Below are 15,852 nucleotides of genomic sequence, written 5' to 3' on the forward strand. Positions count from 1 at the left end.
GTCCGACTACTGCAATTGATTGATGTCCGGCACACAGGGTTGCCTGTCGGCAGGCATAGCATCAGCGCCTTCCGGGGCCTTGTTTCTGGACCCGCCCACATCCAGCTTGAACTTTGGCGACGAAAGTTGGCCCGTCACATCAAAGGGCCAGGCGCTTCGAGACAGCGGTTTGCCAACGCGCCGAGGCTCCGCTCTGAGCGCTATGCTATCGTTCAGCCAGTCCACTTGCCCCCTGGCCACCAATTGAACTGACCCTGTTTCGATGACGATGGAGTTTGAACTGACTCGCCCGGCCTGAATAGCAACCGGAGCAACCACGCAAGTGATGTCGGTGTAGCCCTGTCTGAACTCTTCTGAAAACAGCCAAGGGAAAATGCCCAGCCCCGCCAGTTCCAATAGGCTGGTGCTGATGTAGCCCTCCGACATCGACAAAGACGCGTTGCCGCGCATCGAATTAACGAAGGCCTTGCCCGAGGCGTTACTGCCAGAAACGTTGAACTCACCGCTCAAACGTCCATAGGCATCAATGCCAATTCCAAACTCATCAAGGATCTCACCGAATTCCCATCCCGAAGTTGATCCCGACAATGAAAGCCAATCGGGTGAATCAATCAGATCCATGACCGCCCTCAGGCTGAAGTTTCCGCCGCCATAAGCCATCTGGAGAGGGCCGAAATCCACGGTTCCGTCTTTTGCAGACAGTTGGCTTGAAACAGAGGTTACACCTTGCTGGCCTACAATCTCTTTGAAATCGATTTGTACCTCGACGTCAGCTTCTCGCAGCACGCGCTGCACATCCAGAAGATCGGCAGGCTTCCCTTTTTCCTTTGGCAACACCAAGGGCTGGACGTCTGTCTCCTTCGGCAGAACCAAGGGCTGAACTTCGGCTTCAGGTTCTTTTGAGGTTTCGCCTACTAGGCTCTTCAGTTGGTTCAGTGCGGCAGTCAGGTTCTTCAGGTCGTTGAGATCGAGCCTTTCGCTCGTGATTTTGCCCCGAACAACAGAAGCACCCTCGGGAAATTTTGCGTCCAAAGCCGCAAGAAGATGCGAGGACCCTGCTTCGAACTGGATTGCGGCATCAAAGTCCTCGCCCTGTTTGGAGGTTTCAGCATCGATAGCGAGTGATCCGATTTCAACAGGTTGCAGATTCACTGCGGTCAGAAACTGGGCGCTGTCGTCGACGTCCAGTTTCACGTCAAAATCGAGACCAGCCAGTCCTTTTAGCTCGTTGACAGATAGTGCGAGATCAAGCGCCCAGAGATCAGTGTCGTAAGTAGCCGCGTTAAACCTGTTGAGTGAAACCGGCCCGCCCGCATTGGATATGTTGAAATCGGCCTTGATGCCGCCGAATTGGTCAACATAGTCGTCATCGAGGTTGGGCAAAATCAACTTGGCGGGCCCGTTCAGCACACCATCGAATGTTACGTCCTGAAGCTGAAGCAGATCGAGGATTTCACCTTCGGCTTTCAGGACAGGCTCTTCAGTTGGGCCGGCTTGCAGCGCAATGCCCAGCATGGCGAGCCGTCCGTCTGGCATGCGGCGAATACTTTCGATGGATGCTGGGCCGATTACGTCCAACCCCTGGTCAAATGCATTGGTTTGGAACAGTAACTTCTCGAATTCGAAGGAAGCCAGCGATCCGACCATATGCATTTCAAAGCCAGTGAACTTCAGTTCCTGGATACTTTTCGCTGCTAGCGGAGGCTGTCCTTCGGGATGAAGCCGCGCGTTGAAAAGCAGATCGACGCCCTGAGCGGTGTAGAGGTCATCTATTGAACCCTCAGCTTCGAGTTTCTGCCCATCCTCCAGGCTGACAGTTGTTGTAAACGCCTCGATCTTAAGAGCGTCCTGAGACACGAGTTCAGCCTGCAACTGGCCATTGCCTTCCAGAACGCGTTCCAGCCCGATGACGTCTAGAAAATCACCGAATTCACCTGTGTCCATTTTCAACACAGCTCGATAGCCACCACCTTCGTCTTCTGAGAAAGGCTCGCCATCGTAGCTTACGGTCATTTCTCCGAAACTGGCCCGTGTCGTAAATGGCGCGTCATGGGGGTAATCGCCTTCGATTTGGAAACCCTGACCGTTGACGGAGCCGGAACCAGAGACCTTCGTTCTCTTTCCATGATCCGCTTGTTCCAGAGCGAGTGACTGTAGGTCAAACACAAACGAGAAGCCTGAAACCTTGTCGTCGATGTTTAGCCCGATCGACTTGAAGCTGACGTTCTTGTCGCTCAGAAAGTTCAGGATTCCACTGCTTTCGGTGTCGATCTCATCGGTACTATCAGCGCTCGCGACGTCTTTTTGATCATCCGCCGATACTGTTTCCTCGGAAGCTGGCTTGGGTGTGGGCCTGCCTTTTCGCCAGCTTGTTGTGCCGTCTGTGGCCGTCAGAAGATTTGCTTGGAGCCCTTCCACGGCGAGATTGTCAAAATGCAGACGCCCGTTGGTCAAGGCGACAATATCCAACTCCAATTCCAACAGGTTCAATTCTACAAGTGGTGACTCCGGCATTGTCAGGCTCGGGATGACCACCCCACCGACATATATGTGACTAATGCGGCCAGGCGCGACGCTTACATCATCGTTCACCAAAAGGGGGCGACCAATTTGTTCCGAAAGAACTCTTTCAACAAGGCCGCGCCGCATGTCCGAGAACATTGGAGACGCAAGCAACAACCAAACAAAAGCGACTGCTGCGAATGCAAGTAATGCGACAAGCCCAATAATTCTAAATAGCCAAACCCTCATGTGCTCCCCTATCGCCGCTTTCGCCGTTCAGTTTCTCGCAAGCAGAAGGTCAGCCCACCAAATTGAACGCCGGTTCCGAACCATAGCCAAGGCGATTGGGCCGTGTCACTAATCGTCTTTGTTAGTCCTGCCAGTCGCTTTTATTCTTCCCCTCAGCACACTTGCCTTACCGGTTGCAGCCTCATTGGAATTCTGGGTCGATCAAAAAATCTGAGCTTCATCGACCTCTAAATTTAACGCAGCCCTCGGGGTTTAGCGCCTTCAAAACAATGGTTTGCTGACACTTTGAAGCGCTTGGCTGACTTTGGATTCACAATTCCCAAGGCGGTTTTGCGCCAATTTCTTCGATCAGAAAATCCATAAAAACGCGAACCTTAGGGGACAACACATTGGACTTGGGGTAGATTAGCCAAAGAACATTGCCCTCTTTGGCATTGAAGTTCGGTAGGACGTGCGCCAATCGGCCCGATTTCAGATGCTCGTGCACACTCCACAGAGCGTTCAAAGAAATTCCTGCCCCTGCCAACGTGGCACACACCTGGCTTTGGCCGTCATCGATAATTAATTTGCCTTTGGCTGATCCTGGATTGAAAACCCCATTCTCGCCCGCTGGTCCCGTCAGCGGGCGCGGTTGGCGATTTTGGAAAGCGATCAGGTGGTGGTTGGTCAGATCATTAGGTGTCTTGGGGGTGCCGTACGTTTCCAGATAGTGCGGTGCAGCGCAAAGAATGCGGCGGTCATCTGCCAATTTTCGACCTTTGAGGCTGGTGTCGACAAGCGGCGCGTTCCTGAGCGCCAGATCAAAACTCCCTTCAATCAGATCAAACTGAACATCCGATAGACGTAAATCGAGTGTAAGGTCGGGATGCTGTTTAAGAAACTTTGGTATAATCGGTGCTATGTAGAGTTGTGCAAAGGTGCTCGGTGCAGCGAAGCGCAAGGTGCCTCGGATGGTGGTCGTTTGCTTGCCCAACGCCGTAAGTGCAGCCTCCTCCTGTGCGATGATCTCTCGGGCGAAAGGCAGGAAATCTGCACCTTCGACAGACAGCGACACTTTGCGAGTTGTACGGTGCAAAAGTTCGGAACCTAGGCTTTGCTCTAGCTTGGCGAGCTTTGCGCTTGAGACGGCTGGAGCCATACCCAACGCGCGCCCCGCCGCACTGATGTTCAGCATTTCTGCCGCCTTTATAAACAAGCGAAGCGCGTCTGTGTCTAAGCCCATTATATTTATTTTCCGAATTATCAATACATGATTGGGCAGTTTATCTGCAATTTGATCGACGTTAAATCCTTTTCAAAGAGACCGCAAAGCTTTGGCAGGAGGCGCACATGACACGGACAGCCATAGTCAACTACCATGTTCACAAATCCTACCGGCAAGCCTTTGAGCTTGATGCTGGCGGGGTCGCTGGCCACCTGATTTCCCCTGAACTCGTCGCGACATCCGTTGTGCTAGCGGACAACCGAACAACGACGACGTCGATTTCATTTGCGCGTGATGCCGTTGAAATCACGCCCTTTGAAACGCAGGTCCGAGACTTTGCAGGCGACGGCTGGAAACCGACTTACGATGCGGAAATCAAAGCGATGCTGCAGGACAAGCTGGGTGCGAGAGAGGTCGTTGTTTTTGATCACACTGTTCGGGTGGACGACCCCGAAGCAATACGTAAACCGGCGCGCAATGTTCATAGCGACTACAGCAAGGACGGAGCCGAACAACGGCTTATCGACTTGCTGGGCGCCGGGGCCGCAGCGGAGTGGGCGCAAGGTCACTACGCTTTTGTCAATGTATGGCGCCCTGTGGATCATCCGATCAATTCGGCACCTTTGGGCTTTGTTCGCCCATCATCGGTTGAGCCATCTGACTGGGTTCTTCTGGACCTGATCTATCCCGACCGCACAGGGCAAATCATGGGGCTGGCGGGAAACCCCAAACATGAGTGGATCTATCAATCCAAGATGACGCCCGAGGAGGTCGCGATCTTCAACATCTACGACAATCAGGGGCTACCATCGATTGCGCATAGCGCGCTCGACATGGTCGAGGACCCAAACGTCACGACTATCCGCAAAAGCATCGAGAGCCGCACTTTAGTGCGCTATTAAAGGGTGACAGACGTGTTGGATGATAGGCAGCCCACTGAGTTTGCGAAGATCAATTCGGCCTACAATCGGGTGTTTCGTCCGAGGCGGCTGAGCATTGGTCTTGTGTTGCCGCTCGAACCATACGCCGTCGGAGCAGAGCCGACACTGCGGGGGCATCTGGAAGCTGCTCAGAAAGCCGAAGAACTTGGGTTTGCAGCACTTTGGCTACGCGACGTGCCCTTCAATGTTCCAAGCTTCGGTGATCCCGGACAGGTTTTCGATCCGTTTGTCTATCTGGGTGCGCTCGCAACGGCGACGGATCGGATTGCACTTGGAACGTCGAGTGTGATCCTTCCATTGCGCCACCCCGCACATGTCGCCAAGGCAGCGGCGACGGCAGATGAACTCTCGAGTGGGCGATTGCTATTGGGTATCGCTTCTGGCGATCGGCCTGAGGAGTACCCGGCGATGAACCAAAGCTATGATGGCCGCGGGGCTCGTTTTCGTGAGAGCGTGGAATACATTCGCGCGGTTGGATCGGATTACCCCACACATGAGAACGCGCAAGGTACGCTATCTGGTGGGATTGACCTGTTGCCTAAACCGCACGGAACCCGCCTGCCGATGCTCATCACTGGTGGCAGCCAGCAAACACCTGATTGGGTGGCACAGAACGGCGACGGTTGGATGACCTATCCGCGCAACGCGTTGGCCCAAGGGCAAGTCATTGCGGATTACCGACAACGCGTGAAGGCGGCGGGCCAACCGGATAAGCCCGTTATGCAATCGCTCTATGTCGATGTCGTTGCCGACCCCGTTGCACCACCGCGTTCAATTCATCTTGGGTTTCAGTCCGGCACCGATTTTTTGCTTAGCTATCTGCGTGAGATCGAAGCTCTCGGGGTCAATCACGTCGCACTGAACCTGAGGTTCAATCAGGCACCCATCGACGCAACCCTCGACCATCTGGCGGACGTTGTGCTGCCTCACTTTTCCTGAAGGATCTTACCGATGACCAAGACTATTCTTATCACTGGCTCCACTGACGGCATTGGCTTGCTCACGGCGAAGAAACTGGCCGCCGAGGGGCACAAGGTACTGCTGCACGGACGCAGCGCCTCCAAGTTAGAGCGCGCCGCCGCCGAAGTTGGTGGCGATGTTGAAACCTATTCTGCTGATCTGAGCGATCTGTCCGCGGTTCGAAAGCTGGCCGACAACATACGCGCCAAACATGACCAACTGGATGTGCTGATCAACAACGCAGGTGTGTTGAAAGCCCCGCAAACCGTGCTTGAGAACGGGCAGGACATTCGCTTTGTCGTCAACACGCTTGCACCGTATCTGCTGACCGAATTGCTGTTGCCGATCATGCCCGACGACGGGCGCGTTGTGAACCTGTCGTCAGCAGCGCAGGCCCCGGTCAACATTCAGGCTATGCTGGGCCAAGTCCCGCTGGCGGATATGGACGCCTATGCGCAAAGCAAGCTGGCGATCACCATCTGGACCCTTGAATGGGCCAAAGCGCTAACCGATGCGCCGATGATGGTCGCTGTAAATCCCGGATCATTACTCGCCTCAAAGATGGTGCAAGAGGGCTTTGGCATCTCAGGGAACGACATGAACATCGGCGCTGATATCCTGACTGATGCGGCACTGGGTGAGCGGTTCGCTGGCGCGTCCGGCGCCTACTTTGACAATGACAGCGGGGATTTCGCTGATCCACACGCTGCTGCACGCGACAAGGACCACACCGCCGAAGTCATGAACACCATCAGAACCTTGATCAGCCAGACGGGCTGACCCAAGCGGCGCGACCGCGCCAAACACAATCACCTTTACCCCCCCCAACCCCCTCGCGCGTATCGCGTCGAGGCCCAAGAAAGGGCAGCCTGATGAAATATGAGAACTTTCAAACTTTTGAGGTCGCCGTCGAAAACGGCATCGCCACGGTGACATTCGACTTCGGCTCTGTGAACGTGCAAGGCCAGGAAATGTTAGCCGACCTCAACAGCTTGGCCATGCGACTGGAGCGGGACCGCGACACCAAGGTCGTGATCTTTCAATCCGCCAATCCGGAAATCTGGGTCTGTCATTATGACACCGACCTGCTCAAGGACATGTCGACCGAGGCGGTATCCCGGCAGGATGCACAGCTTCTGGATCTCCAGTCAGTATGCGAACGGATAAGCAAGGTGCCGCAAGCCACTATCGCTAAGCTGGAAGGGTTTGCACGCGGCGGTGGGCACGAGCTGGCGTTGGCGCTCGACATGCGCTTTGCCGCGCGGGGTAAGTTCAAGTTTATGCAGATGGAGGTCGGCATGGGAATTCTGCCCTGCGGCGGTGGTGCCTCGCGCATGGCGCGTCAGACCGGTCTTGGCAAGGCGCTTGAGATCATCTTGAGTGCGCAGGACTATGGCGCGGATGACGCAGAACGCCTGGGCACCATCAACAAGGCTCTGGAGCCGGATGAAATTGGCCCGTATGTGACCGCGCTGGCTGAACGGATCGCAAAATTCCCGGCGGAATCGATCAATGCCTGTAAGCAGATGGTTTATGAATCCATCGACAAACCCATTGATGAGGCGCTGAAGGCAGAAGCCTATTGGCTTTATCAGGCCACCAGCAAAACTCCGGCCGTCAAACGTTTCACCATCGCGGATGAACAAGGTTTGGAGCACGACATCGAAAACCAGCGCAATTGGGGCGATCTCGTGATGCAGGTGCAGGACATCAACTGACCAACCACCAAAACACTGATCCCATCGGGTGCGCAAAAAAGCGACGCGCCCGATGCTACGTTGCAAAAGGAACATCCCAATGAAAGCAATGGTTCTAAACTCCTACGGGCCAAACGCACCGTTCCAGCGTGTTGAAATGCCCGACCCGGTCGCGACTTCTGGACATGTGGTTGTCAAAGTGGCCGCGGTCAGTGTCAACACCGTCGACACAATGATCCGAAGCATGGGCGCGGACCTGCCCCTGTCCCCTGCATTGCCCGCCGTTCTTGGCATGGATTTTGCTGGTACGGTTGTCGCAATTGGTGAAGGCGTAACCGATTTTGCCCCCGGTGATGAGGTTTACGGCTGCGCCGGTGGATTGATGAACCTGCCGGGTGCCTTGGCAGAGTACATCAACTCGGACGCCCGTCTGATTGCACACAAGCCGAAGACTCTGAGCATGCGAGAAGCCGCAGCGCTGCCTCTCGTCGGCATCACCGCCTACGAAGGGCTGACCCGCGCCGGTGTCAGCGAAGGGCAAAATGTGCTGGTTCAAGGCGGCGCGGGTGGCGTTGGTCATGTCGCCGTCCAAATCGCCCGTCATCTTGGTGCCACCGTGTCCGCAACTGGTCGCGGTTCGGATCAATTGGCGTTGATCAAGGGTCTGGGTGCGCGGCCCGTGGACTTCACGACCCAAAAAGTCGCGGACTATGTGGCTGAACATACCGAAGGCGTAGGCTTCGACGTGGTGTTTGACACTGTGGGTGGAGCGAACATGAAGAACTCGTTCGAAGCTGCGAAACTCAACGGCCACGTCGCTTCAACGGTCGCTATGGTCGAAATCGATTTGACGCCTGTGCATTTCAAAGGTTTGTCCCTGCACGTCGTCTTCATGTTGATCCCTATGATGCACAATGTCGGGCGGCAAACCCATGGTGAAATCCTGCAGAATCTGGCAGATCTTGTGGACGCGGGCCGGCTTAAACCGATTGTTGACGAACATAAGTTCGGATGGACCAATGTCGACGCGGCTTACACACGCCTTACAACCGGAGCTGCGGTCGGAAAAGTTGTCTTAGAGCTGTAATCTGGTTCCGCTGGGATTGGTGAGTGGACGATAGTCTTGCTCACCGCCCTGGTACGGTTTGCAATTGGTGCCGCCTTATAAAAGTTCTTTGACTTCAACGACAATTGAAGCGCAGGTTACGATGTTTTTTAGAGAGTAGCTGTCATCAAAAAATTCCGCGTTGCAAACGTTTGGCAACTCAGCACCGCGTTGAACGATTGACATGCATTCGCAGTTGGTATGCTATCCACAACCATAACGTTCACAGAAATTTGCGACAGAGCATCGCGAATTCAAAGCAGATAAGCATCTGCAAAATGGGAGAAAAACATGAACAAACCAATACTCGCGCTTGCGCTTTTGATGACGACGACGTCGTTGGCCAATGCAGAAACCCTGCGTTGGGCGCGCTCGGGGGATGCGCTGACGCTTGACCCGCATTCGCAAAACGAAGGGCCGACGCATACCGTGCGCCACCAGATGTATGAACCTCTGATTATCCGCGACACGTCCGGCGCTTTTGAGCCTGCGCTGGCCACCGATTGGGCCCCCAGCGAGAGTGATCCGAATGTCTGGGTGTTCAACCTGCGTCAGGGCGTGAAGTTCCATGATGGCGCTGATTTCACCGCCGAGGATGTGGTGTTCAGTATCAACCGCGCGAAACAACCGAACTCGGACATGAAAGAGCTAATCAACTCGATTGTCGAGGTGCGTGCTGTTGATGACCACACGGTCGAGATCGTGACCGACGGGCCGAACCCGATCCTGCCGGCGAACCTGACCGACCTGTTTATCATGGACAAAGGCTGGACCGAGGCGAACAACGCGGTCAACGTTCAGGACTTTGAAGGTGGTGAGATCACCTTTGCGACTGTGAATGTAAATGGCACCGGCCCCTACAAGCTGGTTAGCCGCGAGCCCGATGTGAAAACCGTGATGGAGCGGAACGAAGACTATTGGGGTCGTGATCAGTTCCCGATGGCGATCAGCGAAATCATCTATACACCGATCCAGAACGACGCCACCCGCGTTGCTGCGATGCTGTCGGGCGAGGTGAACTTCCTTCAGGATATGCCGGTGCAGGATCTGGACCGGGTGAATGCTGTGGACGGGTTGGTCGTCAAGCAAGCACCGCAAAACCGGGTGATCTTCTTTGGTATGAACCAGGGCGGGGATGATATCGAAGCGGACAACGTCGATGGCAAGAACCCCCTTGCCGACGTCCGGGTACGTCAGGCCATGTCCAAGGCGATCAACCGGGACGCCATCCAACAGGTGGTTATGCGCGGTCAGTCGCAACCTGCCGGGATGATCGCACCGCCTTTCGTCAACGGCTGGACCGCCGAGATGGACGGTGAAAGCAGCACGGATGTCGAGGGCGCGAAGGCTCTGTTGGCCGAGGCGGGTTATCCCGACGGCTTCTCGATCCGGTTAGATTGCCCCAATGACCGCTATATCAACGATGAAGGCATCTGTCAGGCCGCTGTCGGGATGCTGGGTCAGATCGGCATTACGGTGAATCTGGATGCCAAACCCAAGGCACAGCACTTCCCGCTGATCACGGATGGCAAGACCGATTTCTACATGCTGGGATGGGGCGTTCCGACCTATGACTCGGAATACATCTTCAACTTCCTCGTCCATGGCCGTGAAAGCGACATCGGGACGTGGAACGGCACCGGGTATGACAATGATGAGTTGGATGCCAAGATCAAGTCGCTGGCCTCGAACACGGATCTTGTTGCGCGCGATCAGGCTATCGCCGAGATCTGGCGTGTGGTGCAGGACGAACAGCTTTATATTCCGATCCACCATCAAGTGCTGAACTGGGGTATGGCTGAAAACCTGGACATCAACGTTGATCCAGAAGATCAGCCTATGGTCAAGCATTTCGGCCTGAACTAAGAAACGTGGCCGGGCCTCGAAATACGGGGCCCGCCACCAAAAAGTGGGAGCTATCATGAAACGTCTGACCACTGCCGCGCTTTTGGGCGCGCTTGCCTTACCCGTCGCAGCCGAAGAGTTCACGTTTGCCGTCACAACAGACCCGCAAACAATGGATCCTCATGCGGTCAACTCCGCCCCAGTTCTGGGTTTTTTGAACAATGTCTATGAGGGGCTTGTTCGGCGAGGCAAGGATATGACCATTGAACCGGCGCTTGCGACCAGTTGGGAAACCATCCGGGACGGAGCTGGATGGAGGTTCAAGCTGCGCGAGGGCGTAACGTTTCATGATGGGTCTGAATTCAATGCGGATGACGTGATCTTCTCGTACCTGCGGGCGTCTGACGAAAACTCGGACACCCGCAGCTGGTTCGCGCCCGTCAGCGAGGTGGTCAAGGTTGACGATTACACCGTCGACGTGATGACCACCGCACCAAACCCAATCTTTCCCGACAGCATCGCCAACTGGATGATCATGGATAGCGGCTGGGCCGAGACAAATGACACAGCCCTTCCCGACAAAGAAGCAGGTAACTACGCAACGCTCAACGCCAACGGTACCGGTGCCTTCCGCGTCACCGCGAGAGAGCCGGGCCTGCGCACGGTTCTAGAGCCCTTCGAAGGCTGGTGGGGCGAGACCGAGCACAACCTGACTCGTGCCGAACTGGTGCCTATCCAGAATCCAGCGACCGCTCTGGCAGCTCTGCTTTCAGGCGATGTGGATTTCATCAACCCGGTTCCCATTCAGGACGTCGCCCGGTTGCAGGGCAACCCGGACGTGAAAGTCATTCAGGGCATCGAAGCACGTGTCATCATGCTGGGCTTCGACCAGCAGGAAGGCGCAAGTGAAACGGGCCAAGGCGGGACCGACGTTTTTGGCGACGTGCGCGTACGCGAGGCCGTTGCCAAGGCAGTTAATGTACCAGCTATCCTTCAAACCATCATGCGCGGCAACGCCGAAGTGGCAAGCCAGTTGGTCAGCCCGGCGATGCGTGGCTATTCGGCTGCAAACGCAGACCCATATGCCTACGACCCAGAAGGCGCGAAGGCGTTGCTGGCCGAAGCGGGAGCCGAAGGGGCCGAAGTCAGCTTCAAATGCTCCAACAACCGCTACCTAAACGACGAATCCGTTTGTCAGGCCATTACCGCTATGCTGACGCAAGTTGGATTGAACGTGACGCTCGATGCGATGCCCGTGCAAAATTATTGGCCTGAGCTGCGGGCCGACGACTTCGATATGTATCTGCTGGGCTGGTCACCGGGCACATTTGACGCCGAGCATCCTGTGCGTTTCCTCGCATCGACACCCAATGAGGAAAAGAAGCTGGGTTCGTGGAACTTTGGCGGCTATTCCAACGCCCGCGTGGATGAATTGCTGCCACTGATCCAGTCCGAGATCGATGAGCCTACCCGTCAGGCAATGCTGGATGAGGTTGCAGGCATACTTCAGGATGAGGTCGCCTATGTGCCGCTGTACGTCCAGCCGTTGGTCTGGGGCGCGCGCAGCAATATCGAGCTGACACAACGGCCCGACAATTTCTTCCTTCTGCGCTGGGTCACGGTCAACTAAATGCTGTCATACATTATCAGGCGCGTTGCCCAGTCGGCGCTGGTTCTGTTCGTCGTGGGCCTTGTCGCCTTTTCCATGTTCCGCTTTGTCGGTGATCCGATCGACAACATGCTGGGGCAAGAGCGGACCATGGAAGATGTGGAACGTCTGCGCGCTCAGTTGGGACTCGATCAGCCGTTTCCGGTGCAATATGTGAAGTTTCTGCAAGAAGCGGTACAGGGCAATTTCGGCGTCAGCTTCCGTCAGGGGCGTCCGGTCGCTGAAATCCTGGCCGAACGCGCTCCGGCGACGCTGGAACTGGCGCTGGTCTCGGCCGTATTTGCCATAGTCTTAGGCATCGCACTGGGTGTTTTCACCGCAATCCGGCGAGACGGGTTTGCCGCGAATTTCATCATGTCAGCCTCTCTGATCGGGGTATCCCTGCCCACCTTCCTGATCGGCATCCTGTTGATTTACGTCTTCTCGGTCGAGCTTGGATGGCTACCAAGCTTTGGGCGCGGAGAGGTTGTGGATCTGGGCTGGTGGAACACCGGCTTGCTGACCAGCAGCGGGCTTAAGGCGCTGATCTTGCCAGCGATTACATTGGGTCTGTATCAGATGACCCTGATCATGCGGCTGGTGCGGTCCGAGATGCTGGAAGTCCTCCGGCAAGACTATATCCGCTTTGCCCGCGCCCGCGGCCTCAGCGACCGGACCATCAATTTCCGCCATGCGCTGAAAAACACCATGGTCCCGGTTATCACCATCATCGGTCTGCAACTGGGGGCCATCATCGCCTTCGCCATCATCACCGAGACGGTGTTCCAGTGGCCGGGTCTCGGCCTTCTGTTCATCAACGCAATCCAGTTCGTGGATATTCCTGTCATGGCAGCTTACCTGATGATGATTTCGGTCATCTTTGTCACCATCAACCTTGCGGTCGACATCCTTTATGCCTTCATCGACCCGCGCCTGAGGGTCAGCGCATGAGCCGAGTGAGACGCATTCTGGACAGCGACCAGTTCTACGCCTTTCGCCGCTCGCCCGTCGCGATGGTCTCAGCGACTGTGGCTTTGTTCCTGATCCTCGCCACCATCCTTGCACCGTTGATTGCGCCGACAAACCCGTTTGACCCGGCCAGCCTGAACCTGATGAACGGCTTCACCCCGCCGATGGAACCCAATGCCTTTACAGGCGAAAGCTTCCTGATGGGCACCGACGATCAGGGGCGGGATGTGTTTTCGACCATCCTGTACGGAATGCGGATCTCGTTATTTGTTGGGGTGGCGGCCGTTCTGTTTGCGATGGTTCTGGGCATTATTCTGGGCCTGCTCTCGGGCTATTTTGGGGGCTGGACTGAAACCATCATCATGCGCACGGCGGATGTTCAGCTGACCTTCCCTTCGATTCTTCTGGCCATGCTTATCTTTGGCATCGCCAAAGGCATTACTCCGGTGGAATACCGCGACCAAATGGCGATCTGGGTGCTGATCCTGGCCATTGGCCTGTCCGATTGGGTGCAGTTCGCTCGTGTGGTCCGAGGTGCCACGCTGGTCGAGAAAAACAAGGACTATGTCGCCGCCGCGCGCATCATCGGGCAAAGCCCGCTGACGATCATGCTGCGCCATATCCTTCCCAATGTGCTGTCACCGGTTCTGGTGATCGCGACCATCTCGCTGGCGCTGGCGATCATTGCCGAGGCGACGCTCAGCTTCCTTGGTGTTGGCGCGCCACCAACGCAACCGTCGCTCGGCACGCTGATCCGTATCGGGCAGGGCTTCCTGTTCTCGGGCGAGTGGTGGATCCTGTTCTTCCCCGCCTGCACTCTGCTGGCACTGGCGCTGAGTGTGAACCTGCTGGGCGACTGGCTGCGTGATGTTCTGAACCCGAGGCTGAAATGACCGATCCCGTTCTTTCGATCCGCAACCTGACGGTGGAAATCCCCACCCGCCACGGCATCTTCAAGCCGGTCGAGCATGTGACCTATGATCTCCACCCCGGTGAAATCCGGGGCGTTGTCGGCGAGAGCGGTGCAGGCAAATCCATGACCGGCAACGCTGTGATCGGTCTGCTGGACCCTCCGGCCCATGTGTCAGAGGGTGAGGTCTGGCTGAACGGGCGCCGCATCGACGAGTTGGACGCCGAAGACAAACGCCGAATCCGGGGCAAAGAGATCGGGATGATCTTTCAGGACCCGCTGACCTCGCTGAACCCGCTGTTCACGGTTGGTGAGCAATTGGTCGAAACGATCCAACTGCATCTTGGCCTGTCCGCGTCCGAGGCGAAAAAGCGCGCCATTGCCTTGCTGGATCGCGTGTCCATCCCCGACCCGGCGGACCGTTTCAACCAGTACCCGCACCAGTTTTCCGGCGGGATGCGTCAGCGTGTGGTAATCGCGCTTGCGCTCTGTACCGAACCCAGTGTTCTGATCGCGGACGAACCCACAACGGCCTTGGATGTGTCTGTCCAAGCGCAGGTGCTGGATCTGATCAAGGAACTGGCAAAGGAACGTCAGGTTGGCGTGATCCTCGTGACGCACGACATGGGTGTTATCGCCGACACCACGGATACGGTCACTGTGATGTACTCCGGTCATGTGGTTGAAAGCGGCACGACCGATCAGATCCTCGGCGCGCCGACACATGAGTATACCAAATCCCTGATTGCCGCCGTGCCGCGCCCGCACACCAAGGTCGAGCGTTTCCCGGTGGTCAATTATGGCGAGCGGGAAAGAACCTTCAAGATCGACGATCTGGCGGCTCATTGGGACAAGACTGATCTGTCCAAAACCGGCAAGCTGCTGGAAGTCGAAAACATTACTAAAACGTTCCTGCAAAAAGGTGGGCTGCTACCATCGCAACGCAAGTACTTCACTGCCGTCGATCAGGTGAGTTTCGACATTCGCGACGGTGAGGTTTTCGGCCTTGTGGGCGAAAGTGGCTCTGGCAAGTCCACGGTCGCGCGGATGATTGGAACGCTCTATCCCGTAGATGGCGGACGGGTTATCTTTGATGGCGAAGACGTCACAGTCATGGAGGCAGAGGCTCTGCAAGCCTACCGCCGCCAGATCCAGATGATCTTTCAAGACCCGTTCTCCAGCCTGAATCCCCGCATGAGGGTCGGGGACCTCGTGGCCGAGCCCATCCATCACCATAAAATCCTGCCTAAGGCCGCTATCGAACCGCGTGTGCGCGAATTGCTTGATTGGGTTGGGCTGGCTAAGGACGCATGGCGTAAGTATCCACATGAATTTTCCGGAGGACAGCGTCAGCGTATTTGTATTGCTCGCGCCCTCGCAACTCAGCCCCGTTTTCTGATCTGCGATGAACCGACAAGTGCCTTGGATGTCTCTATTCAAGCGCAAATCCTGAACATTCTCAAAGACCTGCAGGAACATCTCGGCTTGACTATGCTCTTTATCAGCCACGATCTCCCGGTCGTACGTCAGATGTGTGACAGGGTGGGCGTGATGCGCAATGGGAAGTTGCTTGAGGTTCAGGAGACGGATTTGTTGTTCGAAGCTCCGCAGCATTCGTATACTAGGGAGCTTTTGGATTTGATGCCCCGGTTAAAGCAGTTGGCGTAGCCCTATTGTCTTTGTCCTGCATCTTCTATTTGGGCAGAAATTGACTTGAGAGGTGTTGATGCAAGCGACCGACGGAAGAAAGCGCGTGGAGGCCCATTTGTAAAGGGTCCGTCGCAGAGTGTTAGGTCGATCCTGTGGACCCATGATCGTTGAA

Annotated in this window: 12 protein-coding genes; 10 read left to right on the forward strand and 2 right to left on the reverse strand. The window is 55.9% G+C overall.

Annotation, left to right across the window (positions count from 1 at the left end):
• Positions 1-6: 6 nt before the first annotated feature.
• A complete protein-coding gene (locus ACXADZ_RS01120; protein ID WP_475192117.1) occupies positions 7-2,514 on the reverse strand; it encodes an AsmA family protein in 2,508 nt (835 codons plus the stop codon).
• A 547-nt stretch (positions 2,515-3,061) separates the two neighbouring features.
• Positions 3,062-3,973: a LysR family transcriptional regulator gene (locus tag ACXADZ_RS01125; RefSeq protein WP_475192120.1), complete on the reverse strand. Its 912-nt coding sequence runs from the start codon at positions 3,971-3,973 to the stop codon at positions 3,062-3,064.
• 107 nt (positions 3,974-4,080) lie between these two features.
• Here ACXADZ_RS01125 and ACXADZ_RS01130 point away from each other — a divergent pair, with 107 nt between their 5' ends.
• The 10 genes from ACXADZ_RS01130 (at position 4,081) to ACXADZ_RS01175 (ending at position 15,698) form a co-directional block, all read left to right on the forward strand.
• On the forward strand, positions 4,081-4,857 hold the full coding sequence (locus ACXADZ_RS01130) for a CmcJ/NvfI family oxidoreductase (protein WP_475192124.1): 777 nt from the start codon (positions 4,081-4,083) through the stop codon (positions 4,855-4,857).
• Positions 4,858-4,869: 12 nt separating this feature from the next.
• Positions 4,870-5,835 (forward strand): LLM class oxidoreductase, encoded by a 966-nt coding sequence (locus ACXADZ_RS01135; RefSeq protein WP_475192126.1) that lies wholly within the window; start codon positions 4,870-4,872, stop codon positions 5,833-5,835.
• A 12-nt stretch (positions 5,836-5,847) separates the two neighbouring features.
• Complete coding sequence (locus tag ACXADZ_RS01140; protein ID WP_475192128.1) at positions 5,848-6,636, forward strand: SDR family NAD(P)-dependent oxidoreductase; 789 nt, start codon at positions 5,848-5,850, stop codon at positions 6,634-6,636.
• 92 nt (positions 6,637-6,728) lie between these two features.
• Positions 6,729-7,574: an enoyl-CoA hydratase/isomerase family protein gene (locus ACXADZ_RS01145; RefSeq protein ID WP_475192130.1), complete on the forward strand. Its 846-nt coding sequence runs from the start codon at positions 6,729-6,731 to the stop codon at positions 7,572-7,574.
• 79 nt (positions 7,575-7,653) lie between these two features.
• Entirely contained in the window at positions 7,654-8,640 is a 987-nt protein-coding gene (locus ACXADZ_RS01150; RefSeq protein ID WP_475192132.1) for a zinc-dependent alcohol dehydrogenase family protein, read from the forward strand.
• A gap of 309 nt (positions 8,641-8,949) precedes the next feature.
• Complete coding sequence (locus ACXADZ_RS01155) at positions 8,950-10,524, forward strand: ABC transporter substrate-binding protein (protein ID WP_475192134.1); 1,575 nt, start codon at positions 8,950-8,952, stop codon at positions 10,522-10,524.
• 55 nt (positions 10,525-10,579) lie between these two features.
• Positions 10,580-12,133 (forward strand): ABC transporter substrate-binding protein, encoded by a 1,554-nt coding sequence (locus ACXADZ_RS01160; RefSeq protein WP_475192136.1) that lies wholly within the window; start codon positions 10,580-10,582, stop codon positions 12,131-12,133.
• On the forward strand, positions 12,134-13,102 hold the full coding sequence (locus ACXADZ_RS01165) for an ABC transporter permease (protein WP_171096722.1): 969 nt from the start codon (positions 12,134-12,136) through the stop codon (positions 13,100-13,102).
• Entirely contained in the window at positions 13,099-14,013 is a 915-nt protein-coding gene (locus ACXADZ_RS01170) for an ABC transporter permease (protein WP_475192138.1), read from the forward strand. The genes ACXADZ_RS01165 and ACXADZ_RS01170 overlap by 4 nt, the downstream gene beginning before the upstream one ends.
• Positions 14,010-15,698 (forward strand): ABC transporter ATP-binding protein, encoded by a 1,689-nt coding sequence (locus ACXADZ_RS01175; protein ID WP_475192140.1) that lies wholly within the window; start codon positions 14,010-14,012, stop codon positions 15,696-15,698. Before ACXADZ_RS01170 ends, ACXADZ_RS01175 begins: the two co-directional genes overlap by 4 nt.
• Positions 15,699-15,852: the final 154 nt, after the last annotated feature.

Source organism: Ruegeria sp. ABM4_193 (genome assembly GCF_056158705.1).

Coding starts and splice junctions, on each gene's coding strand:
- ACXADZ_RS01120 (WP_475192117.1), bottom strand. CDS start 2,514: ATGCCGGAGTCACCACTTGTAGAATTGAACCTGTTGGAATTGGAGTTG.
- ACXADZ_RS01125 (WP_475192120.1), bottom strand. CDS start 3,973: ATGGGCTTAGACACAGACGCGCTTCGCTTGTTTATAAAGGCGGCAGAA.
- ACXADZ_RS01130 (WP_475192124.1), top strand. CDS start 4,081: ATGACACGGACAGCCATAGTCAACTACCATGTTCACAAATCCTACCGG.
- ACXADZ_RS01140 (WP_475192128.1), top strand. CDS start 5,848: ATGACCAAGACTATTCTTATCACTGGCTCCACTGACGGCATTGGCTTG.
- ACXADZ_RS01145 (WP_475192130.1), top strand. CDS start 6,729: ATGAAATATGAGAACTTTCAAACTTTTGAGGTCGCCGTCGAAAACGGC.
- ACXADZ_RS01150 (WP_475192132.1), top strand. CDS start 7,654: ATGAAAGCAATGGTTCTAAACTCCTACGGGCCAAACGCACCGTTCCAG.
- ACXADZ_RS01155 (WP_475192134.1), top strand. CDS start 8,950: ATGAACAAACCAATACTCGCGCTTGCGCTTTTGATGACGACGACGTCG.
- ACXADZ_RS01160 (WP_475192136.1), top strand. CDS start 10,580: ATGAAACGTCTGACCACTGCCGCGCTTTTGGGCGCGCTTGCCTTACCC.
- ACXADZ_RS01165 (WP_171096722.1), top strand. CDS start 12,134: ATGCTGTCATACATTATCAGGCGCGTTGCCCAGTCGGCGCTGGTTCTG.
- ACXADZ_RS01170 (WP_475192138.1), top strand. CDS start 13,099: ATGAGCCGAGTGAGACGCATTCTGGACAGCGACCAGTTCTACGCCTTT.
- ACXADZ_RS01175 (WP_475192140.1), top strand. CDS start 14,010: ATGACCGATCCCGTTCTTTCGATCCGCAACCTGACGGTGGAAATCCCC.